Origin of the sequence: Acidovorax sp. BoFeN1, from assembly GCF_003345135.1 — a bacterium.
GTDB lineage: Bacteria > Pseudomonadota > Gammaproteobacteria > Burkholderiales > Burkholderiaceae_C > Acidovorax > Acidovorax defluvii.
Window position 1 is genome coordinate 1 of sequence record NZ_QOZT01000057.1, and the last position, 24,778, is coordinate 24,778.

Here is a 24,778-nt window from a genome sequence, read left to right on the forward strand (position 1 = left end):
GCGTGATTCCCACCCCATCTGGCGCCCCCCGCGACACGGTCGATGTGACCGATGCCACGCCGCGCGCCCCCGGCACACCGCCACCGCCGCGTCGGCCCACTGCCGCTTTCATGCTGCAGCACCCGGCGCACTGCCTTGCACTGGGCTTTGGCGCGGGCCTGAGCCCCAAGGCGCCGGGCACCGTGGGCACCCTGTGGGCCTGGCTGGCGTTTCTGGTGCTGCAGCACTGGCTGGACCCGCAGCAACTGGGCCTGCTGATCGGCGCGGGCACGCTGGTGGGCTGGTGGGCCTGCACCATCACCGCGCGGCACATGGGCGTGTCCGACCCCGGCAGCATCGTCTGGGACGAGGTCGTGGCCTTCTGGCTGGTGCTGTGGCTGGCCATGCCCATGGGGTTGTGGGGCCAGGCCGTGGCGTTTGCCCTGTTCCGCTACTTTGATGCCGCCAAGCCCGGGCCCGTGGGCTGGGCCGACCAGCTGTTCAAGGGCTTTGGCTGGCGCGGCGGCTGGGGCATTTTGTTCGACGACTTTGTGGCGGCGTTTTGCACACTGCTGGTCATTGCCGTGTGGAGGTTCTTCTGGTGACTGCCACATCACTATCAAAAGAAGAGCTGCTGGCGCTTGACGGTAAAGGGCTAGAGGCTGTTTTGACTCAAATTTCCGCCCAACTGCTCGCGCGCGGCTGGATGCTGGCCACCGCCGAAAGCTGCACTGGCGGCCTGATCGCCGCCGCCTGCACCGACCTGGCGGGCTCCAGCCAGTGGTTCGAGCGCGGCTTTGTCACCTATTCCAACGCCGCCAAGACCGAGCTGCTGGGCGTGCCCGCGGCACTGATTGAGCAGCATGGCGCCGTCAGCGAGCCCGTGGCACGCGCCATGGCCGAAGGCGCGGTGGCACACGCGCACGCCCAGGTGGCCGTGGCCGTCACAGGCGTCGCCGGCCCCACGGGCGGCAGCGCCGACAAGCCCGTGGGCATGGTGTGGTTTGGCTGGCGCGTGGCCGGGCAGACCCACAGCCAGGTGCAGCACTTTGCGGGCGACCGCGCCGCCGTGCGCGCTGCCACGGTGCGCCATGCGCTGGCAGGGCTGCAGGCGCTGCTGGCATAGCGGCCCGCGCGCCTTCCGTCGGAATTCGAGCCAAATCAGCCTCCAGCCCTTTCCTGGAAAGCGCTAGCAGCTCCTTTTTCAGGAGCACGTATTCACGCGCCGTGGCATTTCTTGAATTTCTTGCCGCTGCCGCACCAGCAGGGCTCATTGCGACCGGGTTCGGCCAGCTTGCGCACGGTTTCGATGCGCGGGCCCATGCTTTTCCACAGCTGGCGCAGGTCGTACACGGCCCAGATGGCTTCGCCGAAGGTTTCCACGCGCGCCTGGCTGGTGCTGGGTGGGCCGTCTTCGCTGAACATGCAGACCTCGGGCTTGCCGGTGTCGTCCTCGGTCAGGGCGACGATGCTGTCCAGGGCATCGTCAAGCCACTTGGCGGCTTCCTTGTCGCGTGGGGCGGCCCAGTCCTCGGGCCAGTTTTCCACGGCAAACATGAAGCCCAGCGCCCACACCTGGCCAAACGAGGGGATCTCCTGCCCGGCCATTTCGGCGCGCTGCTCTTCAGGCAGGCTGGCCACGGCGCCGCGCATGTCCATGGCTTCGGGCTGAAAGGTGCGGTCGTCGTCCAGCTTTTCGACCGGTGCGTCGAGCTGCGCCTCGACCTCGTTCCAGCGCAGCATCCACAGTTCCATGAACCGCGCTTGCTGTGCGGCATCGGCAAACGCCGACAGCAGTGGCAGTGGCTCGTCTTCGGCCAGATCGATCGCTGCGCCATCGCCCAGCAGCATGGGCAGGTACTCCGATGGCGAAATGGGGCGGCGGCTGCAGATCAGCGCCGTGAGAAAGCCATCGCAAAACTCCCACTGCGGAATCTCTTCGCCCCGCGTGCGCAGGTCGTCCAGCAGCGTGTCGATCTCGTCGAGTTCGTCGGGGCCCAGGGCCGGTGCGGCAGATGCGGATGCGGCGGCGGCGTCCGAGGGTTCTTGGTGGGGGGTGTTCATAGCGGGGCTCCAGTCAGCGGGGCCGTTGGGCTTGGATGCTGCCCACGGCCCCTTGCAAAGGCGGCCAGTGTAGCCGCCCGCCAAGGCAAAAAGTCAAGCCGCCAGCACGGCCAAGGGCGTGGTGGCTGCGCCCACCGGCGACACCCCGGCCCACCCATCTGCCTCAAAAACTATAGCTGTTGCCGCTTGCGCACCAAGGGCTAGCAGCCTTTTTTGCATGCAAAGAACCGCCTTGTCCTTGCTGAGCAGGATGGCGCGGTGGGCTACGGCCAGGTCGATGAAATGCTGGTCGTCGGCATCCTTGCACACGGCCGAAATGCGCGGCGCCACATCCACCCAGCGCACCTGGGCTTCATAGGACTGCAGCAGCGCACCGGCGGTCAGCCCATAAAACGCCAGGCGCGGCACGATCTGCGGATAGGCCAGCACGCGCGCGAGTTCGTCGCGCATGGGTGGCGTGGCCACCCAGCACAGCCGCTGGGCGTCGAGCAGCGTGCGCACGGGCGCCATGGCCGCGTCGGCAAACACCAGCAGGTCGAGCACGATGTTGGTGTCCAGCACCAGCGCGCGCGCGTTTGCACCGCCATCGCCGGGTGCGCCGCATTCGGGCAGCGCCAGCACATGGCGTGCAGGCCTAGCCGCCATGGGCCTTGGGCGCTGGCGCCGACGGGGCCGCACCATCACCACGCGGCGCGCGCACCGAGCCCTTGACCATGTCGAAGCGGAACAAGCGGCACTCGATGGGGCCGTTCCACATGGGCACGCGGCGCGATTCTTTCAGGCGCATCTTGCCGGGCAGCTTGAGGTCGGGGGTGAGCATCCAGGCCTGCCAGCCGGCGTAGTTCTTTTTCCAGTGCGCGGCCAACTGGCTGAAGAACTCGCCGCCATCGTCGGTGTGCGCGGCTTCGCGGCCCACGCTGGCGCCCAGGGCGCGCTCGGCGGCGCGCTCGTTGGCGTTCTGGCCCGCAGCACCGGCGGCGGCAATGCGCTCGCCGTAGGGCGGGTTCAGTAGCATCACGCCCGGCTGCTCGCACGGCGGCATGCGCTGCAGGGCGTCGCCACCACGCAGCTGCACGGCGTCGGCCACGCCGGCACGCTCGGCGTTGCGCTGGGCAAAATCGACCATGCGGTGGGCCACATCACTGCCAAATATGGGCACAGCGCTTTCCTGTATTGCGCTTTCAGCTTCGTTTTTTATAGCACTCCAGACATGACTCTGGAACGGCAGCAGTTTCTCGAACGCAAAACGGCGCAGCATGCCGGCCGGGATGCGGCAGGCGATCTGCGCGGCCTCGATGGCGATGGTGCCGCTGCCGCAGCAGGGGTCGTACAGCGGCACCGGGTTGTCACCCAACGGGTCCCAGCCGCTCGCAGCGATCATGGCGGCGGCGAGGGTTTCCTTCAGCGGGGCGTCGCCCTTGTCCTCGCGCCAGCCGCGCTTGAACAGCGGCTCGCCACTGGTGTCGATGTAGATCGTGGCTTCGTCGGTGGTCAGGTGCAGGTGGATGCGCACATCGGGCCACTGCGTGTTCACGTCGGGGCGCACGCCGCTCTTGGCGCGAAAGCGGTCGGCCACGGCATCCTTGACCTTGAGGCCCGCGAAATTGAGGCTTTGCAGCGGGCTGTGCTGGGCCGTCACCTCGACCTTGAAGGTCTGGCGCGTGGTGAACCAGATCTCCCAGGCCACGTCGCTGGCGGCGGCATACAGGTCGTTTTCAGAGCGGTAGGGGCGGTGTGCCAGTTGCACCAGCACGCGCTGGGCCAAGCGGCTGTGCAGGTTGAGCAGCAGCGCATCGCGCCACGAGGCCCGCAGCAGCACGCCGCCCCGCCCCGTGAGCAGGTCTTGCCCCGTGAGGCCGGTGATGGCGTGCACTTCGTCGGCCAGATAGCTCTCGACACCAGCGGCGCACGGCAGGAAAAGTTGGAGTTGGTTCATAGACAGGGCAAAAGGATACGCGCCTATGGCTGGGCGGCAAAAACAGGTGGGCGGCTGAGCAGCGCGCGGATATGTGCGGGCAGCAGCGCCACCTTGCGATCGGACTTGTTGATGAAGACGATGCCGGTCTTGCCGCGTGCCACTTCGCGGCCCTGCGATTTTTCGGTCATGCGAAACACCAGGTCAAAGCCGTAGGGGTTGAAATCGGCGGGAGTCATCTCCACACGCATGGTCTCGCCATGAAAGCCCTCGGACTTGTACTGCGCCACGATGTCGCCCACCACGATGGCCAGGCCACCCACATCCGCCTCGGGATAGCCCTGCGCCTGGAAAAAGCGCACGCGCGCCTCGGACACCAGGCTGAGCAGTTGGGCATTGTCCAGATGCCCGCCCTGGTTCACATGGCTGATGTAGATCTGCATCTCGGTCGAAAAGACAAAGTGGGCAGGAAGATCGAAAACGATGCGGGCCATGGCGTGAGAGACAAATAAAAAACAGAACAAAGGGATGACAAACGGCAGCTGACAGACGCACAACCCACGCGCTCGGCGGGCAAAAACGTCTACAGCGCCTTGCGCAGGTTGGCCGGCGCGATTTTGAGCGCCTCGCGGTATTTGGCCACGGTGCGGCGCGCGCACTCGATGCCCTGCTCCTTGAGCATCTCGGCAATCTGGCTGTCGGACAAGGGTTTGGCGGGGTTTTCGGCGGCAACGAACTGCTTGATGAGCGCGCGCACCGCCGTGCTCGATGCGTTGCCGCCGGTCTCGGTGCCCAGGCCCGAACCAAAAAAGTATTTCAGCTCGTAGGTGCCGATCGGCGTGGCCATGTACTTGGCCGTGGTCACGCGACTGATGGTGGACTCATGCAGGCCCAGCTCGTCGGCAATGTCGCGCAGCACCAGCGGGCGCATGGCCAGCTCGCCGTGGGTGAAGAAGTTTTTTTGCCGCTCGACGATGGCGCGTGAGACGCGCAGGATGGTGTCAAAGCGCTGCTGGATGTTCTTGATGAACCAGCGCGCCTCCTGCAGGCGTTGCTGCATGCCCTGGTGGCCCTCGCCGCCCTTGTGCCCGCGCAGGGCGCCCGCGTAGATGTCGTGCACGCGCAGGCGGGGCATCACATCGGGGTTGAGGCTGACGATGAAGTTGTGCTGGCCATCGCGGCCCCGCTGCGAGCCTTCGCGCCCGGCTTTGCGCACGATCACATCGGGCACGATGATGTTGCGCTCCACATCGGCAAAGCGGCGGCCGGGACGCGGCTCCAGGCGGGCGATCAGCGCCATGGCGGCGCGCGTGCGCTCCTCGCCATCGCCGCACAGCTGCGTCAGCCGGCGGATGTCGCGGCGGGCCAGCATCTCCAGCGGCTGCTGGCAGATGCGCAGCGCGGTCTGCACGGCGTCGGGGTCGATCGCGCTGTCTTCGTCGGCGGCCAGGGCCTTGAGTTGCAGCGTGAGGCACTCGGCCAGGTTGCGCGCGCCCACGCCCACCGGCTCCAGGCTTTGCAGCAGGCGCTGCGCCACGGTGAAGCGGTGCACCAGCTCGTCGATCTGCTCCAGGTTGCCCTCGCCGGCCAAGCCTGCGGCCAGCTCTTCGAGCGGCTCTTCAAGGTAGCCGTCGTCGTTGAGCGATTCGATCAGAAAGCGCAGCGCGGCGCGGTCGATCTCGGACAGGCGCAGCGCCAGGGCCTGGCGGTGCAGGAAGGACGTGAGTGACTCGTGCGAGCGGGCCAGCTCGGTGGCATCGGCCTCGTCGCCCTCGGAGTCGTTGCGGTTGCGGGCCGGTGCGTCGCCGCCCCACTCGGCGTCGTTGGGTGCCATTTCCACCGTGCCGTCACCGCTCCAGTCGGGCTCGTCCACGCTGGCGCTGGGCGTTTCAGCATCATTTTGGCCCTCAGCGCTTGTGCTGCTTGCGCTAGTAGCTCCTAAAAACAGAGCATCGTCGGCACTGTAGTCGTCGGTCTGCGCGGGGGTGTCGGCCGCTTCAAGACCAAACTCTTCGCGTGGGGCTTCTTCGGGCGTGCGCTCGAGAAACGGGTTCTCGTCGAGCATCTGCTCGACTTCCTGCGAGAGTTCGAGCGTGGACAGCTGCAACAGCCGGATGGATTGCTGCAACTGCGGCGTAAGCGACAGGTGCTGCGAGACGCGCAGCGAAAGACCAGGTTTCATCACATCCTGAAATGTTCACCCAGGTACACCCGACGTACCTCGGCGTTGTCGACGATTTCGGACGGAGTGCCCTGCGCCAGGACGCGGCCGTCGCTAATGATGAAGGCGTGGTCGCAGATGCCCAGGGTTTCGCGCACGTTGTGGTCGGTGATCAGCACGCCGATGCCACGCGCCTTGAGGAAACCGATGATGCGCTGGATCTCGATCACCGCGATGGGGTCGATGCCGGCAAAGGGCTCGTCCAGCAGGATGAAGCGCGGCTGGGTGGCCAGGGCGCGCGCGATCTCGACCCGGCGGCGCTCGCCGCCCGACAGGGCGAGGGCCGGCGACGCACGCAGATGGTCCACGCGCAGCTCCTGCAGCAAGGACGTGAGGCGCTCTTCGATTTGCGCCCGGCCCAGCGGCTTGCCGTCATCGCCCCGCTGCAGCTCCAGCACGGCGCGCACGTTCTCTTCGACGTTGAGCTTGCGAAAGATCGATGCCTCTTGCGGCAGGTAAGACAGCCCCAGGCGCGAGCGCCGGTGGATGGGCATGTCGGCCACCGAATGGCCATCGATGCGGATATCCCCCCCGTCGCAGCGCACCAGGCCCACGATCATGTAAAACGACGTGGTCTTGCCCGCGCCATTGGGCCCGAGCAAACCCACCACCTCGCCTTTTTGCACAACCAGCGACACATCCTTGACAACCTTGCGGCTGCCGTAGGATTTTTCGAGGTGCGAGACTTCCAGACGGCTGCCGGCCTGGGTGTCAGGGCCTCCCGCCACGGTTGCGGTACTCACTTGCTTGCGCCGCCGAGGGAGTTGCTGGGACGCAGCACCGGCCCGCTTGCGGCATTGGCCGGAGCGGCAGCGCCGGAAGGCTGCTCTTTGGGTGACAGCACGGCACGCACCCGCCCGCCCGCAGCAGGCGCATCGCCCGCCCCGCTGGCGGCCGCCTTTTTCTGGCCATCCACCGTGAAAACGTCGGTGAGGTTGTTGTACACAATGACGGCGCCCGAAAGCTCGTCGGTCACCACGGATTCGCGGTAGCGGCGCATCTCGGCCCGGGTGATGAAGCGCACGTTGTCGGCCTTGCCGTCGTACTCGATGACTTCGCTCTCGCCTTCGATGAACTCGTCGGGGGTGCCCGCCACGGTGTCGCGCTTTTGCCGGAAGAATGCGCGCTTGCCAGGCTCGGCCGTCACAACGCCGTACTGGTAGCCGTCGGCATCCTGGCGCACATCCAGCCGCGCCCCGCGCAGCACGATGGAGCCCTTGGTCATGACCACCCGGCCCGTGAAGACGCTGGTTTGCTTGAGTTCATCGTGGCGCAACGCATCGGCCTCGATGTTCATGGGTTTGTTGCGGTCGGCCTTTTCGGCCTGGCCCACGCCAGGGGCGCAGGCAAGGGCGGTCAGCAGCAGGATCGGGAGGAGGCTTTTTTTCATGAGGCACGAATCTTGCACTCATTGTAGCCATGCACCGGTGCCATCGCCCATAAAAAAGCCCGCTGGCGCGGGCTTCTCGGGAGCGGGTTGCGCAATCAGCCCTTGCGTGCCACGCCCGCCAGATGCTCCACCACCTGCAGCACGGTCTGCATGCTGCCAGCCATGGTGCCATCGGTATAGAACCGGCCGGCAACGCCCATCGACGGCACGCCTTCCACGCCGTAGCCCTCTTGCAGCGCCGTGGCACGACGCACCTGGCTGGCCACCGTGAAAGAGCTGTACATCTCCTTGAACTTGGCGATGTCCACCCCCTGCTGGGCCACCCAGGCGAAGATTTCATCGTCCTTGGCCAGCTTTTGCTTTTCAACGTGGATGGCGCGGAATACCTTGCCATGCACGGTATCGAGCTTGCCCATGCCTTCCAGCGTGAAATACAGCTTTTGCTGTGGCACGAAGCTGGCATTGAACGCCACCGGGATGCGACGGATGCTCAGATCCTTGGGAGCGGCCTTGATCCAGGACTCCAGCGCTGGCTCGAATGCGTTGCAGTGCGAGCAGCTGTACCAGAAAAACTCGATCACATCCACCTTGCCAGCAGGCGCATCGGGCGTCAGCGGCTTGGCGAGCCTGGTGTAATCCTTGCCCTCCTTGAACTGGCGCGCCTGTGCCATGGCCGGCGTGGCCAGCGGCAAAGTCAGGGCGGAAGCGGCAACCACCGAAGCGGTGGACAGGGAAAACTCGCGGCGTTTCATGACAGGGACACTCCTTGTTCGGGTCTGGGGGTGTGAGCACTCCCCCCATGAAAAAGTTCAGACAATGGCGATGGGCTTTGCTGCTTTAGCGCTGCACGCGCACCATCGCGGACTCTACGCCCGCGCCTTCCAGCTTTTCCTTGAGCTGCTCGGCGTCGTCGCGCTTGGAAAAAGGACCCACGCGCACACGGTACACGGTGCGGCCATTCTGCTCACGCTCGCTCACGCGGGCTTCCCATCCCAGCATGGCCAGCTTGGCGCGCTGGGCATCGGCCCCCGCCTGGTTGGGGAACGCTCCGGCCTGCACGAAATAATCAAACGGATCCACCGCCGCCGACTTGGCCTTGGCCAGATCGCCCAGCGGGTCTGCCGAGGCGGCGGGTTTGGTGTCGGCCTTTGCTGCGGGCTTGGCATCGGCCGTTGCGGGCTTGCTGGCGGGGGTCCGCGCAGCGGTGACCTCGGCGGCTGGAGCCGTGCCGTTAGCGCCGTTAGCGCTGGCCGGGGCCGCCGGTGTGGGCACGCGCGCAGGGCTTTGTGTAGAGCCCTTGCCGGTGAGCAGCGAGTTCGGGTCCCAGTTCTTGTTTTTTTGCGCTTCAGCCGCGTCCTGGTCCACGCCCCGCACACCCCCCTTGTTGAGGAATGGCACGGGCACCTTGGTCACATACACGGCCACGACCAGTGCGGCACCCAGGCCCACAAGGACTCCGAAAATGAAGCCGATGATGGTGCCACCCGTCTGTTTTTTCTTCATGGTAGTAACTGCTTACATTCTGGCTGGAGCCGATACGCCCAGCACGGCCAGGCCATTGTGCAACACCTGCGCGGTGGCACCGACCAGTGCCAGGCGGGCCCTTTTTACTGCTTCGTCGTCCACCAGGATGCGCTCGGCGTCGTAGTAGCTGTGGTAGCTGGCGGCCAAATCACGCAAGTAGAAGGTGACGTCGTGCGGCGCCTCGCCCTCGGCAGCAGCGGTGAGCATGTCGGGGTATTTGGCGAGTTGCAACATCAGCGCCTGGGCCTGCGGCCCGTCCAGCGGAGACAGGTCCACCTCCTTGAGCGAGGCCACGTCGCCGCCGCCGGCCTCCTGCCAGGCCCGCAGCACCGAGCAGATGCGCGCATGCGCGTACTGCACGTAGTACACCGGGTTGTCGTTGTTCTGTGCGACGGCCAGGTCCACATCGAAGGTGTACTCCGTGTCGGGCTTGCGGCTCAGCAGAAAGAAGCGCACCGCGTCCTTGCTGGTCCACTCGATCAGGTCGCGCAGCGTGACGTAGCTGCCCGCGCGTTTGCTGATCTTGACCTCTTCACCGCCCTTGACCACGCGCACCATGGTGTGCAGCACGTAGTCGGGGTAGCCCTGCGGAATGCCCACATCGGCCGCCTGCAGCCCGGCGCGCACGCGGGCGATGGTGCCGTGGTGGTCGGTGCCCTGGATGTTGACGACCTTCGTGAAACCGCGCTCCCACTTGGTGATGTGGTACGCCACGTCGGGCACGAAATAGGTGTAGCTGCCGTCGCCCTTGCGCATGACGCGGTCCTTGTCGTCGCCGTAGTCGGAGGACTTGAGCCACAGCGCGCCGTCCTGCTCGTAGGTCTTGCCGTTGGCCACGAGCTTGTTGACAGTGGCTTCGACGCGGCCGCTGGTGTACAGGCTGGATTCGAGGTAGTACTCGTCAAAGTGCAGATTGAAGGCTTGCAGGTCCTTGTCCTGCTCGTTGCGCAGGTAGGCCACGGCAAACTGGCGGATGTTGTCGTAGTCCTCCACGTCGCCGTTGGCGGTGAACTCACGGTCGTCGGCCTTGACGGTGGCCTTGGCCTTGAAGGCCTCGGCAATGTCGGCGATGTAGTCGCCGTTGTAGAAGGCCTTGCTCGCCGGGTTTTCCGGGTCGATGGGCCAGCATTCGTCGCCGGGTTTGAAGCCCTTGGCGCGCAGCTGGGTGCTGTGGGCCAGGGTCTGAATCTGCACGCCTGCGTCGTTGTAATAGAACTCGCGGTGCACGCTCCAGCCCTGCGTGGCGAACAGGTTGCTGATGGCGTCACCAATGGCCGCCTGGCGGCCATGGCCGACGTGCAGCGGCCCGGTGGGGTTGGCAGAGACGAATTCGACCAGCACGCGCGCATTGCGCGGGCCCTGGAAACCGAAGCGCTCCCCGGCAGCCAGCACCTCGCGCACGATTTCCTGCTTGGCCGCTGGTTTCAGGCGAATGTTGATGAAGCCGGGGCCCGCGATGTCGATGTCGGCAACCCAGCGCTGGTAAACCGGCGTGGCAAGCAGCGCGGTGCGCAGGCCCTCTGCCACCTGGCGGGGATTGAGCTTGAGCGGCTTGGCCAGCTGCATGGCCGCGGTGCAGGCGAAGTCTCCATGGGAGGCCACCTTGGGCGATTCAAATGCGGCCTTGGCGCCCGCGCCGGGGGTGAGGGTTTCCAGCTCGGCCGCGAGCGCGGCCAGCAGATCTTGTTTGACAGAGAGCATCGGGCGATTTTACGGGGCAGGGGCCAGGCGGCCGCATGGCCGAGGGCATTGAAGCGACAAACGCCTGCCCGCATGTGCCATCGGCGCGGTGGGCGGGGCCGTTCCGGGGCGCAATCGGGCAGAAAGCGCTACCCACTACGGGGCCTGCCTACCAGCCACGCGCCCAGAACAGGGCAATGACGGCAACCACGGGCAGGATGTGCGACTGCACCATGACCAGTCGGCGCACCTGCCCCACCTCGCGGGCCTGCGGCAGCGCGCCGGTGGCACGCAGCTGGCTGCGCCAGCGCCGGAACGACAGCGTGGGCCAGATGGAGAGCAGCACCATCACCACGAACAGCGTGACCTTCACATGGAACAGGGGCTGCGAGACATACCAGGACATGCCCTTGATGCCCCACACCACGCGCGCCAGGCCCGTGAGCAGCAGCACGAGCGCCGTCACGTTGTAGATCACGTCCAGGCGCACCAGCCGCTCCACCACGGCGGCATTGAGCCATTCGATGCGGCACAGCGCCGCCTGGCTCGACATGAAGACCACCAGGGTCAGGATGGCCACCAGATGCAGGCTGGCCAATACGGCTTCGAGAGTCATTGCAGATCCTTGTGAATTGCGGCGGCAGGGAGCGGTTCGCAACGCCCCGCGGTGCGGGTCATGCGGCGGTCCAGAAACCGGGTTGGCTGTAATTGTGCTTGAGGAAGTCAATCCACAGGCGCACCCGCAGCGGCATGTGCTTGCGCTGGGGGAACACCACATAAATGCCGTTGGGCGGCGCGGCAAACTCCTCCAGCACTTCCACCAGCCTGCCGGCGGCGATTTCCGCCTCCACCTCCCAGGTGCTGCGCCATGCCATGCCGTAGCCCGCCAAGCACCAGTCGTGCAGCACCTGGCCGTCTGAACAATCGAGCGGCCCGCCGGGCTTGAGGTGCACCACCTCGCTACCACCGTCCGGGGTCGGCATGCGAAAGGCCCAGCCGCGCGTCTGCGAGGCTTCACTCGACAGCGTGAGGCAGTCATGGCCCGACAGCTCGCTGGGGTGGCGCGGTACCCCATGGCGTTGCAGGTAGGCGGGCGTGGCCACGCACAGGCGGCGGTTGTCGGCAATGCGCACGCTCACCAGCGACGAATCGGGCAGATCGCCCACGCGCACGGCGCAGTCAAAACCCTCGCCCGCCAGATCCACCACGCGGTCGCTGAGGTTGAGCGAAATGGTCACATCGGGGTGCGCCAGCCGAAACCGCGGCACCAGCGGCGCCACATGGCGGCGGCCAAAACCAGCGGGCGCGGTGATGCGCAAGTGCCCCGTGGCCTTGACGCCGCCTTCGGACACGCTGGCTTCGGCGTTGGCCACGTCGGACAGCAGGCGCTGGCAGTCCTCCAGGAATGCACTGCCCTCGTGCGTGAGGCTGATGCGCCGCGTGGTGCGCACCAGCAGCTTCACGCCCAGGTGCTCTTCCAGGGCATCCAGCCGCCGCCCCATGATGGCGGGCGCCACGCCTTCGGCCTTGGCCGCAGCGGTGAGACTGCCGCGCGTGGCCACTGACACAAAGGATTCGAAGGCCTTGAGTTTGTCCATGGGCGCTGATTATGGAGACAAACATGCGCAAGGCAGCGGGGCAGAGTCCCGCAGCAGAATATGAATAAAAATGGCATCTAGCCCATATATAAAAAGCGCTGATAGCTATTAAATATATAGCATGTTATTGAACCACTTTTGCTTAAAAGTCATTGGTTTCAAGATATTCAGGGGGTTTATGCCACCAAACAATTGCAATACAGTCTGTCCATGTCCCGCACCGGCGGTCCCGCTGGCTGGTTCTTCCTTCATTTTTCATTCGTTAGGCATCGCACCATGACCGCACGCACCTCTGTTCACGGCCTGCAAGTGGCCACCTCCCTGTTCCGCTTCGTGGAAGACAAGGTCTTGCCCGGCACCGGCGTGCAGAGCAGCGCCTTCTGGAAGGGCTTTGACGCCATCGTGGCCGATCTCGCCCCCCGCAACATCGCCTTGCTGGCCGAGCGTGACCGCCTGCAGACCGAGCTCGATACCTGGCACAAGGCCCACCCCGGCCCGATCACCGACATGGCGGCCTACCGCAAGTTTCTTGAAACCATCGGCTACCTGGTCCCCCAGCCCGTCGACGTGCAGGTCTCCACGTCCAATGTGGACGACGAGCTCGCCGTCCAGGCGGGCCCCCAGCTGGTGGTGCCCATCCTGAATGCGCGCTATGCCCTGAACGCAGCCAACGCCCGCTGGGGCAGCCTGTACGACGCGCTGTACGGCACCGATGCCATCAGCGAAGAAGGTGGCGCCGAAAAGGGCAAGGGCTACAACCCTGTGCGCGGCGCCAAGGTGATCGCCTTTGCGCGCCAGGTGCTGGATGACACGGCGCCTTTGGCTTCAGGCTCGCACAAGGATTCGACCGGCTACAAGGTAGTAGGCGGCCAGCTGGTGGTGTCGCTCGCCAATGGCAGCACCACGGGCCTCAAGGACGCATCGCAGTTCAAGGGCTACCAAGACAATGCCGCCGCGCCGTCGTCGGTGCTGCTGCAGCACAACGGCCTGCACCTCGATATCCAGATCGACCGCAGCACGCCCATTGGCCAATCGGACGCAGCGGGCGTGAGCGACCTGGTGCTGGAAGCTGCCCTGTCCACCATCCTGGACCTGGAAGACTCCGTGGCCGCCGTGGACGCCGAAGACAAGGTGCTGGGCTACAGCAACTGGCTGGGCATCCTCAAGGGCACGCTGACCGAATCGTTCGACAAGGGCGGCAAGACCATGACGCGCGGCCTGAACCCCGACCGCGTCTACACCGCACCCAGCGGCACGGGCGAAGTGCGCCTGCACGGCCGCTCGCTCATGTTCCTGCGCAACGTGGGCCACCTGATGACCAATCCAGCCATCCTCTGGACGGATGCCCAGGGCCAGCAACGCGAGATCCCCGAAGGCATCATGGACGCCGTGGTCACCACCGCCATTGCCGTGCACGACCTGCAAGGCCATGGCGCCAACGGCCTGCGCAACTCGCGCAAGGGCTCGGTCTACATCGTCAAGCCCAAGATGCACGGCCCCGCCGAAGTGGGCTTTGCCGCCGAGCTGTTTGGCCGCGTCGAAAAGCTGCTGGGCCTGCCTGACAGCACCGTCAAGCTGGGCATCATGGACGAGGAGCGCCGCACCTCCGTCAACCTCAAGGCCTGCATCGCTGCGGCATCGAGCCGCGTGGCCTTCATCAACACCGGCTTCCTGGACCGCACGGGCGACGAAATGCACACCGCCATGCACGCAGGCCCCATGATCCGCAAGGGCGACATGAAGAGCAGCGCCTGGATCCAGGCCTACGAAAAGAGCAACGTGCTGGTGGGCCTGTCGTGCGGCCTGCGCGGCAAGGCCCAGATCGGCAAGGGCATGTGGGCCATGCCGGACCTGATGGCCGAGATGCTCAAGCAGAAAATCGCCCACCCCAAGGCCGGAGCCAACACCGCCTGGGTGCCCAGCCCCACGGGCGCCACGCTGCACGCCCTGCACTACCACCAGGTCAAGGTGAGCGACATCCAGATCGAACTGGAAAAGACCGACGCCAATGCCCTGCGCGATGACCTGCTGACCGGCCTGCTGACCATTCCCGTCTCGGCCAACCCGAACTGGAGCGACGAGGAGATCCAGCAGGAACTGGACAACAACGCCCAGGGCATTCTGGGCTACGTGGTGCGCTGGGTGGACCAGGGCGTGGGCTGCTCCAAGGTGCCCGACATCAACGACATCGGCCTGATGGAAGACCGTGCCACGCTGCGCATCAGCAGCCAGCACATGGCCAACTGGCTGCTGCATGGCGTGGTGAGCGAAGGCCGCGTGCGCGCCACCTTCGAGCGCATGGCCGCCAAGGTGGACCAGCAAAACAGCGGTGACCCGCTCTACCAGCGCATGCACGGCCGCTTTGCCGAATCCATGGCCTACCAGGCCGCCTGCGATCTGGTGTTCAAGGGCGTGGAACAGCCCAGCGGTTACACCGAACCCCTGCTGCACGCCTGGCGCCTGAAGCTCAAGGCGTCGGCGTGATCGATTGCTATTGAGTTAATAGCTCTCAGCGCTTTATGGACAAAGGCTGAAGGCTGTTTTGATGAACAACGGCACCTTCGGGTGCCGTTGTTCATGGCGCTCAGCCCTGGCGGCGCTCGGGCACCGCGTCGTCGGGCACGGGCGCCCGCGATGCCAGCCGAAGGTGCAGCGCCGCCTGGGCCATGAGGTTGGCCGACACCGGCGCCGTGACGAACACAAACAGCGTGATCAGCAGCTCGGCAATGCCGGGGCGGCCCTGGCTGAATGCCACCAGCATCGATGCAATCAGCACGCCGCCCACACCCAGCGTGGATGCCTTGGTGGGTGCATGCAGGCGCATGAAAAAGTCGGGCAGGCGGGCCAGGCCAATGGCGCCCACCAGCAGGAAGAAGGCCGCGATCACGATCAGCGCGGCAGCAGACCATTCGATCAGAGGGTGCATGGTTACTCCTTCATTCCACCACGTCGCCGCGGCTCAGGTAGCGCGCCAGCGCCACGGTGGAGGCAAAGCCCAGCATGGCCACCAGCAGGGCGGCCTCGAACAGCAGCGCGGTGTTCCAGCGGATGCCCAGCAGCACGATCAGCGCCACGGCATTCATGTAGAGCGTGTCCAGTGCCAGCAGGCGGTCGGTCATTTCGGGCCCGCGCAGCAGGCGCCAGGCACACAGCACCACGGCCACCGTCACGGCAGCCACGCCCATGTTCAATGCGATGTCCAGAACGTTCATGCGGCCCTCCCGGCGGTGGTGCCCGCGCCGGGCGCTGCGGTGCGTGGCTGCTGGCGAAATATCTGGAGCAAAGGCGCCTCGTAGCGCGTCTTCATGTCGTCGATCATGGCCTGCGCGTCGTCGCAGGTCAGGGCATGCACCAGAATTTCATGGCGCTGCTCGTCCACCACGCACGACACCGTGCCGGGCGTGGTGGTGATGATGGTGGCAAACAAGGCATTCACGCGCGGGTGGTCACAGGCCAGCGGCACGGGCAGCCAGGCGGGCTGCATGCGCGGCAGGGGGCCCAGCACCAGCCGGGCCACGGTGATGTTGGCCAGCACAATGTCCTTGAACACCACGGCGGTCAGCCGCACGGCGGCCCCCCAGTGGATGCTGGAGTGTTCGCCCAGAAACGGGTGCAGCAGGCGCGGCACGATCAGGGCGATCAGCAGCGCCGACAGCAGGTGCACGGGCTCCAGGCTGTGCGAAAGCGCGAGCCAGCTGGCGCCCAGCAGCAGGGACAGCAGCGGATGGCTGAGCCAGCCCGGCTTGCGCGCCGGATTGGCGGGGGGCGAGGTGTTGGGGTTCATCGTGTCTCCTCGGTGGGGGCCGCGGCCGGTGTGCGTTGGCCGTCGTAGGGCCGGGTGGTGGGGGCGCCGGTCATGCCCAGCACGGCGCGGGCGTAGGCGGCCTGGTCAGCCAGTTGCGCTGTCGCGGCGTCGGTGTAGCGCTTCACTGGGGAGGCCAGCACCGCCATGGCCAGCGTGAGCGCCATGAAGGCCCACACGGCTGACAACAGTTTGACGCTGGAGCCCGAGCCGGGGTTGCCCTGCCCTTCGTCGGGCTGGATATGCCAGAACACGATGACCCCGGCGCGCGCCAGGCCCACGATGGTGAAGAAGCCCACGCTAAGCACCACCGCCCACACCCAGACCTGCGCGGGCAGGCCCGACGAGCTCTCCAGAATCATCAGCTTGCCCAGAAAGCCCGGCAACGGCGGCAGCCCGGCGGCCGAGGCCGCGCCAAAAATCATCATCAAGCCCAGCAGCACCGGCTCGCGCACCGCCGCAGCAGGCCGCAGTTTGTCCAGTGCCTCACCGCGCTGGGCGGCCATCAGCTCGACCAGCAGGAACAGGCCCGCAATCACCACCGTGCTGTGCAGCGTGTAGTACAGCGAAGCCGACAGGGTTTCAGGGGAGTACAGCCCCACGCCCGCCAGAATGGTGCCCACCGACGAGACGGTGAGGTAGGCCACCAGCCGGCCCATGCTGTGCGCGGCCAGCGCACCCAGCACGCCGAGCACGCTGGTGGTCAGGGCCAGCGGCAGCAGCCAGGCCTGGGCCGCAAAGGCGGCCTCACCGGCCTCGGCGCCAAAAATGCCCCAGTGCACGCGGATGATGCTGTACACGCCCACCTTGGTCATGATGGCAAACAGCGCGGCCACCGGCGCGCTGGCCGACGCGTAGGTGCCCGGCAGCCAGAAGTACAGCGGCACCAGCGCCGCCTTCAGGCCAAACACCACCAGCAGCACCAAAGCCGCTGCCCGCGCCAGCACGGCGCTGTCGCCCGTGAGCTGGCCCACGCGCAGGGCCACGTCGGTCATGTTGAGCGTGCCGGTGACGGCGTACACCAGCGCCAGCCCGATCAGGAACAGCCCCGAGGCCGCGAGGTTGAGCACCACATAGTGCACGCCCATGCGCAAGCGCTCGCGGCCCTGGCCGTGCACCAGCAGCACGTAAGAGGCGATCAGCAGCACCTCGAAGAACACGAACAGGTTGAACAGGTCACCCGTCAGGAAGGCGCCGCACAGGCCCATCAGCTGGAACTGGAACAGGGCATGAAAGTGGCGGCCCCGTGTGTCCCAGCCGCCGGTGGCATACCAGAGCACCGGCACTGCCACCAGGTAGGTGAGCAGCACCATGAGGGCGGACAGGCGGTCGAGCACCAGCACGATGCCGAACGGCGCGGGCCATTCGCCCAGCCGGTACACCAGCAGCTCGCCGCCGCTGGCGTGGCGCACCAGCTGCACCGCCATGAATAGGCCCAGCAGCACCGACGCCACGGACAGTCGTGCGCCCCAGCGCTGGCGGCCTTCGGCACCGGTGCCGCCGGAGCCGGCCGAATCACCGATCAGCAACAGCCCCACGGCCGTGAACACCGGCAGCAGCACGGACAGCACCGGCGCATGCTGCAGCCAGAAGGCACAGATCACGTCCAGCATCAGGCCTGACCTCCGCTCTTGCCCGCGGGCGCCGTGGCGCCGCTGCGGTAGCCCGGTGCGTGGCCGGGCTCGTGCCCGTCCACGTGGTCGCTACCGCTCTCGTGGCGGCTGCGCAGGGCCAGTTCGATCACAAAGCCGGTGGTGGCAAAGCCGATCACGATGGCGGTGAGCACCAGTGCCTGGGGCAGGGGGTCGGCCACGGGGCCGTCACCCACCAGAATGGGCTGGGCGTTGAACCACAGGCGCCCCATCGCAAAGATGAAGACATTGACCGCGTAGCCAAACAGGGACAGGCCCAGCACCACAGGGAAGGTGCGCCCGCGCAGCATCAGGTAAATGGCGCAGGCGGTGACAAAGCCCATGCCGGTAGCCAGCAAAAATTCCATGCTCATGTGGGTTCCTTGGTGGGTTGCACGGCGGTGCCGGAGGAAAGGTTGCGGTGGCTTGCAGCGGTCATGCAACGGGCTCCGGGGCGCGCTGGGCCGCAGGCGCCCGGGTTTCACGGCTCACGGTGCCCAGCACCGAGATGGTCAGCAGCGTGGCACCCACCACCACCAGGTACACGCCCAGATCGAACAGCGCGGCAGACGCCAGCGGCAGCTCGCCCAGCAAAGGCACATGCGGGTGGCCGTGGGCACTGGTCAGGAAGGGGCGGCCGAACACGAAGGCGCCCACGCCCGTCAGCCCGGCAATGCCCAGCCCGGCACCAATCCATTTCACGAACCGGCGCCCGGCCTGGCCCCGCAGCAGCAGCTCGGCCTTGGCCTGCCCCATGGACATGAACTGCAGCACCAGCGCCACGGCCGTGATCAGGCCGGCAATGAAGCCGCCGCCCGGCAGGTTGTGGCCGCGCATGAAGATGTAGAGCGTGAACACCAGCGCCACCGGCAGCACCACCGCCGCCGCCACGCGCAGCAGCAGGGGTTGCGCGGCAAAGGTCCAGCTGCGGCCATCGGTGTCGGCCGTGGAGCGGCGCGTGCGCATGCCTTCCATGAGCGCCAGCACGCCAATGGCGGCAATGCCCAGCACGGTGATCTCACCAAAGGTGTCGTAGCCCCGGAAGTCCACCAGGATCACATTGACCACGTTGGTGCCGCCGCCCACCGGCATGGACTTGTCCAGGAAGTACCAGGAAATGGAGTCGTGGTCGCGGGTGAGCAGCACCCAGGCCAGCCACGACATGCCCGCCCCCCCGGCCAGCGCCAGTGCGCCGTCGCGCACGCGGCGCAGGCTGCCGGACTCGCGCGGCGAGTGCTGGGGCAGCAAGGCCAGTCCCATGAGCAGCAGCACGGTGGACACCACCTCCACCGACAACTGGGTCAGCGCCAGGTCGGGTGCAGACAGGCTGACAAAGGTCAGCGACGTGACCAGCCCCACCACGCCCACCAGCACCACCGACTGGAACCGCTGGTGGTGCGTCGCCACCAGCGTCAATGTGGTGCCAGCCAGCAGCAGCCAGATAGCAATGGCCAGCGGCGAAGCCGGCAACAGCTCACGCGGCCCGGTGCCCATGGGGCTGCCACTGCCCAGCACGGTCACCGCCACCACGGCAATGGCGGAGCCCAGCGTCCAGGCCAGGTAATGCTGCAGCGAGCCGCTTTCCAGCCGCTCCGAGATGCGCCCCGCCAGGCCGAACAGCCCGTCGATCAGGCGGTCGAAGATCTGGCGCCCGGTGGCCGCGCCAAACCAGGCCTCGGACTCGATGCAGTGCAGCCGCTTGTGGGCTGCCAGCAGCAGGTACAGGCCCACCCCCGCCACCAGGGCGATGGCGCTCATGAGCAGCGGCAGGTTGAAGCCGTGCCAGAGGGCCAGGTGGTACGCGGGCAGTGGCTTGCCGGCCAGGGCCGTGGCCGCCACGTCCACCAGCGGGCCGAAGGTGACGGCGGGCAGCAGGCCGACGGCGATGCACATTGCCACCAGCAGCATGGCGGGCAGCTTCATGCCCAGCGGGGGCTCGTGCGGGTGGGTGTTGGGCACATCGCCCAGCGGCCCGTTGAAATACGTGTCGTGCACAAAGCGCAGCGAATACGCCACGCTGCAAATGCCGGCCAGCGTCACTGCCGCCGGCACCAGCCAGGCCCACACACCGGTGGTGCCCACCACCGCTTCGGTGAAGAACATTTCTTTGGACAAAAAACCATTGGTCAGCGGAACACCGGCCATGGACGCCGCCGCCACCATGGACAGGGTGGCCGTCCAGGGCATCAGCGCCCACAGGCCGCCCAGCTTGCGCATGTCGCGGCTGTGGGTTTCGTGGTCCACGATCCCGGCGATCATGAACAGCGATGCCTTGAACGTGGCGTGGTTCAGCACGTGGAACACTGCGGCCACGGCCGCCAGCGGCGAGCCCAGCCCCACCAGAAAGGTGATGAGGCCCAGGTGGCTTACGGTGGAGTACGCCAGCAGCCCCTTGAGGTCGTGCTTGAAGATGGCGATGAAGGCCGCAAACAGCACCGTGATCAGGCCCACGGTGGTCACGATCGCCTCGAACCAGCCCGAGCCCGCCAGCACCGGGTACATGCGCATGAGCAGAAAAACGCCGGCCTTCACCATGGTGGCCGAGTGCAGATAGGCCGACACCGGCGTGGGGGCGGCCATGGCGTCGGGCAGCCAGAAATGGAACGGAAACTGCGCGCTCTTGGTGAAGGCGCCGATCAGGATCAGCAACAACGCGGGCACAAACATCGGGTCGGCCTGGATGGCGGCCACCTTGCCCAGCATGGCGCTGAGTTCGTAGGTGCCTGCGATCTGGCCCAGCAGCACAAAGCCCCCGAGCATGGCCAGCCCGCCGCCGCCGGTCACGGCCAGCGCCTGGCGGGCACCGGCGCGCGCGTCGGCCCGGTGGCTCCAGTAGCCCACCAGCAGGAACGAAGACAGGCTGGTGAGTTCCCAGAACACCACCAGCAGCAACAGGTTGTCTGACAGCACCACACCCAGCATGGCGGCCATGAACAGCATCATCTCGCTGTAGAACTTGCCCGCCGAATCCTTGGGGCTCAGGTAGTAGTGCGCGTAGATGACGATCATCAACCCGATGAACAGGATCAGCCCGGCAAACATCATCGACAGGCCGTCCAGCCGGAAGGTGAGGTTCAGGCCGATCTCGGGCACCCAGTCCCAGGCGTTCAGGATGACCTCGCCCGCCATCACCGCTGGCGCGTGGCCCAGCAGCAGGCCCAGACTCGCCGCCGTCACAGCCCCGGCCGTCAGCGCAGTGAGCCAGCGCGACCGCGAACCCAGCCACAACGTGGCAGCGGTGCCCAGGAAAAGCGGAAGCAAAACGATGAGTAACAGCACGGCTCTCCCTTTGGTTGTCTTTACCCCCGGCTTTGCCGCCGGGTGCGATGGTGCGCATCGCTCTCATCGCTGCGGCAAGCGGTGCTCACCATCGTGCGCAGGCGGGTTGACTGTCTGGTGAACTTTGCGCCTCTGCGTTGCCGGGCGACTGCGACGGTCCCGCTGGTGGACGCGGGGGGGGCGGACAGGGCGCACATCAACGGCGTGACCGGTGAATGTACAGTCGGTGCGCCGGACTTCGGGCACAAAAAACAGTCCAACCGCTGGGGAATTCCCTGCACGAAAGGCTGCAGTCAGGCGTTTGCTGCGGTTCCACCCCCCCTCCGCACGGGGTGCCTCCTTCGATCGCCATCGACCCGCGCGGTCGGCGCACTGCTGCCGCTGGGGGGATGAGGGTTGCTTCATCATCTGCTATTGATTAAATAGCTGCTTGCGCTTTATTTATAAGCCTTGTAGCCTGTTTTTATCTAAAATTCAACGACAGCTTCCGGTGCCGTTGCGTCGGGCCTTGGCCTACACTCCAAGTTCGCGCTGCCCCTCTTTTCATGAACCCCTCGCCCTCTTCCCCCCCGAACGCCTGCCCCGCCTGCGGCCAGCCCAACGAATGCGCCATGGCCTCGGGTGCCGACCCTCAGGGCTGCTGGTGTCTGCAGGTTACGGTGTCCACGGCGGCGCTAACCCGCCTGCCAGAGCAGGAGCGAGGTCAGCGCTGCATCTGTCCGGTGTGCGCCCGCACCCCCGACCCCGCCGACATGACCACGCCCGGGCCGCAGACCGCGCATTTATGATTGATTTTTGCCCAGGAGTCCCCCCATGCCGACCTACCGCGTCGAAATGATTGAAGGCCGCACGGTCGAACAGAAGAAAAAACTTGTCGAAGAAATCACCCGCGTGTCGGTCGAGGTGCTAGGAGGTACGCCCGAGATGGTGGACATCCTCATCACCGATGTGAAGCGCGAAAACTGGGCCACCGGCGGCAAGCTCTGGACCGAACGTTCCTGAGCGCGGCACCATGACACAGCCGCCCGGCTCGATCGCCGTGCTGCGCGAGCGCTACGGCGAACGTTACCGCTGGCTGCTGCTGCTTTCCGTCATGGTGGGCACCATGGCGTCCATCATGTCGTCCACGATCGTCAACGTGGCGATCCCGGACATGAGCCATTACTTCATGCTCGGCCAGGAACGTGCCCAGTGGGTCACGTCGGGCTTCATGGTGGCTACCACCGTGTCAATGCTGACCACGCCGTGGCTGCTGTCACGCTATGGCTACCGCGCCACCTATGTGGGTGCCATGGTTCTGCTGCTGGCAGGGGGCATCGCGGGTGGGCTCTCCGGGCATTTCGGTCTGGTGCTGGCCGCACGTGTCGCCGAGGGTCTGGCGGCCGGGGTGGTGCAGCCCATTCCCGCCGTGATCATTTTGTATGCGTTCAAACCCCACGAGCAGGGACGCGCCAGCGGCATTTTCGGGATGGGGGGGGTGCTGGCTCCCGCTATCGGACCCAGCGTGGGCGGGCTGCTGGTCGACTGGTTTGGCTGGCGATCCATCTTCTTCATGGTCGTGCCGTTTTGCCTTGCATCGATTGCCCTGGCCTATAAGTTCGTACCCACTACCGCACCCGGTGGCGTGCCTGCGGATCGCCGGGGTGAGCCACTGGACTGGCGCGGCTTGATGCTGGGCACGCTGGGTACGCTGTGCCTGCTGAACGGCCTGGTGGCAATGCACAGCGGGCCCTACGCCCAAGCCGCCCTTTTGATGAGTGGTGCAATTCTGTTTTTTGTGCTGTTTCTTTGGTGGCAGCGTCGCGTATCAAGGCGCGGCCTCCAGCCGCTCATGGACCTGCGCGTCTTTAGCTACCGACAATTCGCCATGGGCAGCGTGGTGGCCTTTATCTACGGCACCGCACTGTTCGGCTCCACCTATCTGCTGCCAGTCTTCATGCAACTGGGGTTGCAGCTGTCGGCCTCCCACGTAGGCACCATCATGCTGCCATCCGGGATCGTGCTTGCTATGACCATTCCTTTGGTCGGCCGACTGGCTGACCGGGTTCCCACCCACTGGCTGGTCAGCACAGGCCTGGCGCTGCTGGGCGCTTCGTTTGCACTGATGATGCTGGTGGGCCTGCAGTCGGCACTTTGGATGCTGGTGCTGTTTGCCGTGCTGGGCCGCATCGGCCTGGGCTTTATCCTGCCTTCACTCAACCTGGGCGCCATGCGCCCCCTGGACAAAACACTCATATCCCAGGGATCCAGTGTCATTGGCTTTGTGCGCATGCTGGGGGGCGCTGCGGGCGTGAGCCTTTGCGGAATCGTGCTGGAATGGCGTTTGGGCGTGCATGGCGATTCCTTGGCGACCGCCGCCACCAGCGCCGCACGCATCGCAGCATTTGGCGAAACCTTTCTGATGCTGGCAGGGCTCTGCCTGCTCGCCCTCATTGCTGCCTGGCAGTTGCGGGGTGCACCTGCACAGACCGACGCACCGTAGCGCCAATTTCTTCAGTCTCCACACCAACGGATTTATTTATGTGCCAGCTGCTTGGTATGAACAGCAATACCCCCACGGACATTACGTTCAGCTTTCGGGGGTTTGCCCAACGGGGCGGCAACACCGCCGATCACGCCGATGGATGGGGCATCGCTTTCTTTGAAGACCGCGGTTTGCGCCACTTCGTGGACCATCAACCCGCGGCGAACTCGCCGATTGCCGAGCTGATCCGGGGCTATCCCATCAAGAGCTTTAATGTGATTGCCCATATCCGCAAGGCCACGCAAGGCCCTGTGAGCCTGCAAAACTGCCACCCTTTCGTGCGCGAACTGTGGGGACGCTACTGGGTTTTTGCACACAACGGCGATCTGAAGGAATTTCGCCCCAGATTGCATGCGCATTTTCACCCGGTAGGCACTACTGACAGCGAGCACGCATTTTGTTGGCTCCTGCAAGAACTTGCAAAATCGCATGCCGGAATGCCCAGCATTGAAGAACTCACACACACGCTGCGCGAACTTGCTCCACACATTGCAAAGCATGGAACGTTCAATTTCTTACTGTCCAATGGGGAAGCACTGTGGGCCCACGCTTCAACCCACCTTTATCACCTCGAACGCCGGCATCCTTTTGCCGTAGCCCAACTGTCCGATGAAGACCTCTGCATTGATTTTGCGCCCCTCACCACCCCCTCAGACAGGGTGCAATTGGTGGCAACAGAGCCACTGACGACCAACGAGGGCTGGAAAGCGTTCGGAGCGGGTGAGCTGAAGGTATTTGTGCGCGGCACCGAGGCAGACATGGGGCAGGCTACCTAGCGCCTTCTGGCTGCGCGCATACAGGGCCACGGCCCGAGCATATGCGTGCGGGCAACCTTGCCGCCAAGCCCCCTCTGCTCTGTCCCTTCACTTGCCCCGAATTCTGTTGCCCTGAATTCTGGATGGCTTGGCGCCCTGGCGACCTTAAGCCCCCGCAGTCGATCTCTGGGCTGGCTTGGCTAATACGGAGCAAAGCAGACTCACCGGATGCGACGTTTGCCGGGTGACTTGGCAGGCATTGAGTTTGTTGTGCAGTGTTTTGGCAATTCCAAAGCAGAAACGCCCCCTTCTGATCACAGAGGGGGGCGTTGCTGGGCTGTAAGAGCCTGACGATGACCTACTTTCACACGGGAACCCGCACTATCATCGGCGCAAAGTCGTTTCACTGTCCTGTT

General features: G+C 65.6%; 25 protein-coding genes. 7 read left to right on the top strand and 18 right to left on the bottom strand.

Going from position 1 to position 24,778, the window contains the following annotated elements; genetic code table 11:
* Positions 1–110: 110 nt before the first annotated feature.
* The gene (locus tag DTW89_RS12960; protein ID WP_236637134.1) at positions 111–584 is read left to right on the top strand and encodes a phosphatidylglycerophosphatase A family protein; all 474 of its coding nucleotides are present in this window, start codon (positions 111–113) and stop codon (positions 582–584) included.
* Positions 585–646: 62 nt separating this feature from the next.
* Positions 647–1,105 (top strand): CinA family protein, encoded by a 459-nt coding sequence (locus DTW89_RS12965; RefSeq protein WP_114656246.1) that lies wholly within the window; start codon positions 647–649, stop codon positions 1,103–1,105.
* A gap of 92 nt (positions 1,106–1,197) precedes the next feature.
* Here the strand turns inward: DTW89_RS12965 and DTW89_RS12970 are convergent, their stop codons facing one another.
* The 12 genes from DTW89_RS12970 to DTW89_RS13025 form a co-directional block, all read right to left on the bottom strand.
* On the bottom strand, positions 1,198–2,043 hold the full coding sequence (locus DTW89_RS12970) for a UPF0149 family protein (RefSeq protein WP_114656247.1): 846 nt from the start codon (positions 2,041–2,043) through the stop codon (positions 1,198–1,200).
* 93 nt (positions 2,044–2,136) lie between these two features.
* Positions 2,137–2,688, bottom strand: a complete 552-nt coding sequence (locus tag DTW89_RS12975) for a putative toxin-antitoxin system toxin component, PIN family (protein WP_111866363.1) — start codon at positions 2,686–2,688, stop codon at positions 2,137–2,139.
* On the bottom strand, positions 2,678–3,979 hold the full coding sequence (locus DTW89_RS12980) for a THUMP domain-containing class I SAM-dependent RNA methyltransferase (protein ID WP_114656248.1): 1,302 nt from the start codon (positions 3,977–3,979) through the stop codon (positions 2,678–2,680). Before DTW89_RS12980 ends, DTW89_RS12975 begins: the two co-directional genes overlap by 11 nt.
* Positions 3,980–4,002: 23 nt before the next feature.
* Positions 4,003–4,452, bottom strand: a complete 450-nt coding sequence (locus DTW89_RS12985; protein ID WP_114656249.1) for an acyl-CoA thioesterase — start codon at positions 4,450–4,452, stop codon at positions 4,003–4,005.
* 89 nt (positions 4,453–4,541) lie between these two features.
* Positions 4,542–6,140, bottom strand: coding sequence for an RNA polymerase factor sigma-54 (locus DTW89_RS12990; RefSeq protein ID WP_114656250.1), 1,599 nt, complete (start codon positions 6,138–6,140; stop codon positions 4,542–4,544).
* Positions 6,140–6,922: an LPS export ABC transporter ATP-binding protein gene (lptB, locus tag DTW89_RS12995; protein ID WP_114656251.1), complete on the bottom strand. Its 783-nt coding sequence runs from the start codon at positions 6,920–6,922 to the stop codon at positions 6,140–6,142. Before lptB ends, DTW89_RS12990 begins: the two co-directional genes overlap by 1 nt.
* Entirely contained in the window at positions 6,919–7,569 is a 651-nt protein-coding gene (lptA, locus tag DTW89_RS13000; protein ID WP_114656252.1) for a lipopolysaccharide transport periplasmic protein LptA, read from the bottom strand. The genes lptB and lptA overlap by 4 nt, the downstream gene beginning before the upstream one ends.
* Positions 7,570–7,664: 95 nt before the next feature.
* Positions 7,665–8,321, bottom strand: coding sequence for a thiol:disulfide interchange protein DsbA/DsbL (locus DTW89_RS13005; protein WP_024813268.1), 657 nt, complete (start codon positions 8,319–8,321; stop codon positions 7,665–7,667).
* Positions 8,322–8,406: 85 nt separating this feature from the next.
* Positions 8,407–9,072: an SPOR domain-containing protein gene (locus tag DTW89_RS13010; RefSeq protein WP_114656253.1), complete on the bottom strand. Its 666-nt coding sequence runs from the start codon at positions 9,070–9,072 to the stop codon at positions 8,407–8,409.
* A 12-nt stretch (positions 9,073–9,084) separates the two neighbouring features.
* The gene (gene argS / locus DTW89_RS13015; RefSeq protein ID WP_114656254.1) at positions 9,085–10,794 is read right to left on the bottom strand and encodes an arginine--tRNA ligase; all 1,710 of its coding nucleotides are present in this window, start codon (positions 10,792–10,794) and stop codon (positions 9,085–9,087) included.
* Between the two features lie 148 nt (positions 10,795–10,942).
* The gene (locus tag DTW89_RS13020) at positions 10,943–11,389 is read right to left on the bottom strand and encodes a DUF2214 family protein (RefSeq protein ID WP_024813271.1); all 447 of its coding nucleotides are present in this window, start codon (positions 11,387–11,389) and stop codon (positions 10,943–10,945) included.
* 58 nt (positions 11,390–11,447) lie between these two features.
* The gene (locus DTW89_RS13025; RefSeq protein ID WP_114656255.1) at positions 11,448–12,371 is read right to left on the bottom strand and encodes a LysR family transcriptional regulator; all 924 of its coding nucleotides are present in this window, start codon (positions 12,369–12,371) and stop codon (positions 11,448–11,450) included.
* A 276-nt stretch (positions 12,372–12,647) separates the two neighbouring features.
* Between DTW89_RS13025 and DTW89_RS13030 the strand changes: the two genes are divergently transcribed.
* Positions 12,648–14,855: a malate synthase G gene (locus tag DTW89_RS13030; protein WP_114656256.1), complete on the top strand. Its 2,208-nt coding sequence runs from the start codon at positions 12,648–12,650 to the stop codon at positions 14,853–14,855.
* Positions 14,856–14,955: 100 nt separating this feature from the next.
* Here DTW89_RS13030 and DTW89_RS13035 read toward each other — a convergent pair whose 3' ends face one another.
* From DTW89_RS13035 to DTW89_RS13060, 6 genes are all read right to left on the bottom strand, one after another.
* Positions 14,956–15,297 carry a Na+/H+ antiporter subunit G gene (locus DTW89_RS13035; RefSeq protein ID WP_114656257.1) on the bottom strand — a complete coding sequence of 114 codons (342 nt, stop codon included), beginning with the start codon at positions 15,295–15,297 and terminating at the stop codon, positions 14,956–14,958.
* Positions 15,298–15,307: 10 nt separating this feature from the next.
* Complete coding sequence (locus DTW89_RS13040) at positions 15,308–15,583, bottom strand: K+/H+ antiporter subunit F (protein ID WP_114656258.1); 276 nt, start codon at positions 15,581–15,583, stop codon at positions 15,308–15,310.
* Positions 15,580–16,155, bottom strand: a complete 576-nt coding sequence (locus tag DTW89_RS13045) for a Na+/H+ antiporter subunit E (RefSeq protein ID WP_114656259.1) — start codon at positions 16,153–16,155, stop codon at positions 15,580–15,582. Before DTW89_RS13045 ends, DTW89_RS13040 begins: the two co-directional genes overlap by 4 nt.
* On the bottom strand, positions 16,152–17,786 hold the full coding sequence (locus tag DTW89_RS13050; RefSeq protein WP_114656260.1) for a monovalent cation/H+ antiporter subunit D: 1,635 nt from the start codon (positions 17,784–17,786) through the stop codon (positions 16,152–16,154). Before DTW89_RS13050 ends, DTW89_RS13045 begins: the two co-directional genes overlap by 4 nt.
* Positions 17,786–18,172, bottom strand: a complete 387-nt coding sequence (locus tag DTW89_RS13055) for a Na+/H+ antiporter subunit C (protein WP_201741003.1) — start codon at positions 18,170–18,172, stop codon at positions 17,786–17,788. The genes DTW89_RS13050 and DTW89_RS13055 overlap by 1 nt, the downstream gene beginning before the upstream one ends.
* Before the next feature lie 67 nt (positions 18,173–18,239).
* A complete protein-coding gene (locus DTW89_RS13060; protein WP_114656262.1) occupies positions 18,240–21,083 on the bottom strand; it encodes a monovalent cation/H+ antiporter subunit A in 2,844 nt (947 codons plus the stop codon).
* 545 nt (positions 21,084–21,628) lie between these two features.
* Here DTW89_RS13060 and DTW89_RS13065 point away from each other — a divergent pair.
* The 4 genes from DTW89_RS13065 to DTW89_RS13080 are packed head-to-tail and all read left to right on the top strand — an operon-like array spanning position 21,629 to position 24,383.
* A complete protein-coding gene (locus DTW89_RS13065; RefSeq protein WP_114656263.1) occupies positions 21,629–21,871 on the top strand; it encodes a cysteine-rich CWC family protein in 243 nt (80 codons plus the stop codon).
* Positions 21,872–21,896: 25 nt separating this feature from the next.
* Positions 21,897–22,085: a 4-oxalocrotonate tautomerase gene (locus DTW89_RS13070; protein WP_114656264.1), complete on the top strand. Its 189-nt coding sequence runs from the start codon at positions 21,897–21,899 to the stop codon at positions 22,083–22,085.
* A gap of 10 nt (positions 22,086–22,095) precedes the next feature.
* Complete coding sequence (locus DTW89_RS13075; protein WP_114656265.1) at positions 22,096–23,565, top strand: MFS transporter; 1,470 nt, start codon at positions 22,096–22,098, stop codon at positions 23,563–23,565.
* A 38-nt stretch (positions 23,566–23,603) separates the two neighbouring features.
* Complete coding sequence (locus tag DTW89_RS13080; RefSeq protein WP_114656266.1) at positions 23,604–24,383, top strand: class II glutamine amidotransferase; 780 nt, start codon at positions 23,604–23,606, stop codon at positions 24,381–24,383.
* Positions 24,384–24,778: the final 395 nt, after the last annotated feature.

Bases quoted from the DNA above. Each gene is read 5' to 3' on its own strand.
- DTW89_RS13050 (WP_114656260.1), bottom strand. From the start codon at position 17,786: ATGCTGGACGTGATCTGTGCCTTCTGGCTGCAGCATGCGCCGGTGCTG.
- argS (WP_114656254.1), bottom strand. From the start codon at position 10,794: ATGCTCTCTGTCAAACAAGATCTGCTGGCCGCGCTCGCGGCCGAGCTG.
- DTW89_RS13075 (WP_114656265.1), top strand. From the start codon at position 22,096: ATGACACAGCCGCCCGGCTCGATCGCCGTGCTGCGCGAGCGCTACGGC.
- DTW89_RS12980 (WP_114656248.1), bottom strand. From the start codon at position 3,979: ATGAACCAACTCCAACTTTTCCTGCCGTGCGCCGCTGGTGTCGAGAGC.
- DTW89_RS12960 (WP_236637134.1), top strand. From the start codon at position 111: ATGCTGCAGCACCCGGCGCACTGCCTTGCACTGGGCTTTGGCGCGGGC.
- DTW89_RS13080 (WP_114656266.1), top strand. From the start codon at position 23,604: ATGTGCCAGCTGCTTGGTATGAACAGCAATACCCCCACGGACATTACG.
- DTW89_RS13055 (WP_201741003.1), bottom strand. From the start codon at position 18,172: ATGGAATTTTTGCTGGCTACCGGCATGGGCTTTGTCACCGCCTGCGCC.
- DTW89_RS13035 (WP_114656257.1), bottom strand. From the start codon at position 15,297: ATGCACCCTCTGATCGAATGGTCTGCTGCCGCGCTGATCGTGATCGCG.
- DTW89_RS12985 (WP_114656249.1), bottom strand. From the start codon at position 4,452: ATGGCCCGCATCGTTTTCGATCTTCCTGCCCACTTTGTCTTTTCGACC.
- DTW89_RS13040 (WP_114656258.1), bottom strand. From the start codon at position 15,583: ATGAACGTTCTGGACATCGCATTGAACATGGGCGTGGCTGCCGTGACG.
- DTW89_RS12990 (WP_114656250.1), bottom strand. From the start codon at position 6,140: ATGAAACCTGGTCTTTCGCTGCGCGTCTCGCAGCACCTGTCGCTTACG.
- DTW89_RS13005 (WP_024813268.1), bottom strand. From the start codon at position 8,321: ATGAAACGCCGCGAGTTTTCCCTGTCCACCGCTTCGGTGGTTGCCGCT.
- DTW89_RS13025 (WP_114656255.1), bottom strand. From the start codon at position 12,371: ATGGACAAACTCAAGGCCTTCGAATCCTTTGTGTCAGTGGCCACGCGC.
- DTW89_RS13010 (WP_114656253.1), bottom strand. From the start codon at position 9,072: ATGAAGAAAAAACAGACGGGTGGCACCATCATCGGCTTCATTTTCGGA.
- DTW89_RS13030 (WP_114656256.1), top strand. From the start codon at position 12,648: ATGACCGCACGCACCTCTGTTCACGGCCTGCAAGTGGCCACCTCCCTG.
- lptA (WP_114656252.1), bottom strand. From the start codon at position 7,569: ATGAAAAAAAGCCTCCTCCCGATCCTGCTGCTGACCGCCCTTGCCTGC.
- DTW89_RS13070 (WP_114656264.1), top strand. From the start codon at position 21,897: ATGCCGACCTACCGCGTCGAAATGATTGAAGGCCGCACGGTCGAACAG.
- DTW89_RS13020 (WP_024813271.1), bottom strand. From the start codon at position 11,389: ATGACTCTCGAAGCCGTATTGGCCAGCCTGCATCTGGTGGCCATCCTG.
- DTW89_RS13065 (WP_114656263.1), top strand. From the start codon at position 21,629: ATGAACCCCTCGCCCTCTTCCCCCCCGAACGCCTGCCCCGCCTGCGGC.
- DTW89_RS12975 (WP_111866363.1), bottom strand. From the start codon at position 2,688: ATGGCGGCTAGGCCTGCACGCCATGTGCTGGCGCTGCCCGAATGCGGC.
- DTW89_RS12970 (WP_114656247.1), bottom strand. From the start codon at position 2,043: ATGAACACCCCCCACCAAGAACCCTCGGACGCCGCCGCCGCATCCGCA.
- DTW89_RS13045 (WP_114656259.1), bottom strand. From the start codon at position 16,155: ATGAACCCCAACACCTCGCCCCCCGCCAATCCGGCGCGCAAGCCGGGC.